This window comes from Acidovorax sp. HMWF018 (assembly GCF_003061035.1).
Classification (GTDB): Bacteria; Pseudomonadota; Gammaproteobacteria; order Burkholderiales; family Burkholderiaceae_C; genus Acidovorax; species Acidovorax delafieldii.
The window spans coordinates 1-1,180 of record NZ_QAIM01000672.1; the positions used below are offsets into that span (position 1 = coordinate 1).

Sequence of the window (1,180 nt, forward strand, 5' to 3'; positions counted from 1 at the left end):
GATGACGACGGCCTGAGGCTGGCACGACGCACGGAATGGGCAGAGATCGGGGACGAGCATGTGGCAGGCCGGGGGCAACGAATGTGGGTCTCTGACCAGGGAGATCACGCATTGCTCGATGTGCGCACTATCTCCTTCCTGGATTGACGTATTCCTGTCATGCAGTCCAGAAGACTGAGCGGTTTTGGAACCGAAAAGGATCGCCTGCAGCCGGCTCTGCTGGATCGCCTGACCGATCATGAGCCCACCCAACGGACGGAACAGGCCGATGCTGTGTATGTCACCGAGTCGCGCCTGCGCGGCGCGCTGCTGCGCGATCTTGGCTGGCTACTCAACGCAAGCAACGCCTCGGGACACATCGACTTTTCCGGACTTGCGCATGCTGAAAGATCCACACTGAACTATGGGATGAATCCCCTGGCGGGCAAGCTGCTTTCCGATCTGGACTGGAAAGACGTCGAGGCCAATGTGAGCCGCGCGATCCTGGCGTTTGAGCCCCGGGTCCTGCCCGACTCACTGACGGTGACTCTCCTGCCGTCGTTCGATTCACTCAACCACCACAACACCTTGCAGTTCGAAATCCGATGCCAGTTCTGGTCCATGCCCTACCCTCTGGAGCTGCTGCTCAAGACGAGCCTGGACCTGGAAACCGGTCAAGTGGTGTTGTCGGACCTTAGAAGCTGACCCTGAGAACACACCGATGAATCCGCGTCTGGTGGAGTACTACAACCGAGAGCTGGCCTACCTGCGTGAGCTGGGGGCCGAGTTTGCTGCCGCATTTCCAAAAGTGGCCGGCCGGCTCGCGCTGCGAGACCTGGATGTGGCAGACCCGTACGTTGAACGTCTCCTGGAGGGGTTCAGCTTCCTGACCGCGCGGGTGCAGATGAAGATGGACGCCGAGTTCCCACGGCTTTCACAACGCATCCTCGAGATGGTGTGCCCCCACTATCTGGCTCCCACCCCCGCCATGGTGGTCGTCCAGATGTCTCCCAGCGATACCGAGGGCAACGTGGCAGACGGCTATTGCCTGCCCGCTGGCAGCATGCTGCGCTCACGCAAGACCCATGATGACCAAGTACCGTGCGATTTTCGTACTGGGCACGACGTCACTCTATGGCCTATTGCACTGTCCCGCGCAGTTCTGGGTGGGCCCCCTCTGGATCTCCCACTATCCCGCTTC

Annotated in this window: 3 protein-coding genes; all 3 read left to right on the forward strand. The window is 60.5% G+C overall.

The window, feature by feature from the left end; translation table 11 throughout:
* Positions 1 to 12: 12 nt before the first annotated feature.
* Positions 13 to 147 (forward strand): type VI secretion system accessory protein TagJ, encoded by a 135-nt coding sequence (locus tag DBR23_RS32395; protein ID WP_369882186.1) that lies wholly within the window; start codon positions 13 to 15, stop codon positions 145 to 147.
* A gap of 12 nt (positions 148 to 159) precedes the next feature.
* Complete coding sequence (tssE, locus tag DBR23_RS28575) at positions 160 to 684, forward strand: type VI secretion system baseplate subunit TssE (RefSeq protein WP_056059623.1); 525 nt, start codon at positions 160 to 162, stop codon at positions 682 to 684.
* Between the two features lie 16 nt (positions 685 to 700).
* A partial coding sequence (locus tag DBR23_RS28580) for a type VI secretion system baseplate subunit TssF (RefSeq protein WP_146191479.1) occupies positions 701 to 1,180 on the forward strand: 480 nt, incomplete at its 3' end.

Coding starts and splice junctions, on each gene's coding strand:
- tssE (WP_056059623.1), top strand. CDS start 160: ATGCAGTCCAGAAGACTGAGCGGTTTTGGAACCGAAAAGGATCGCCTG.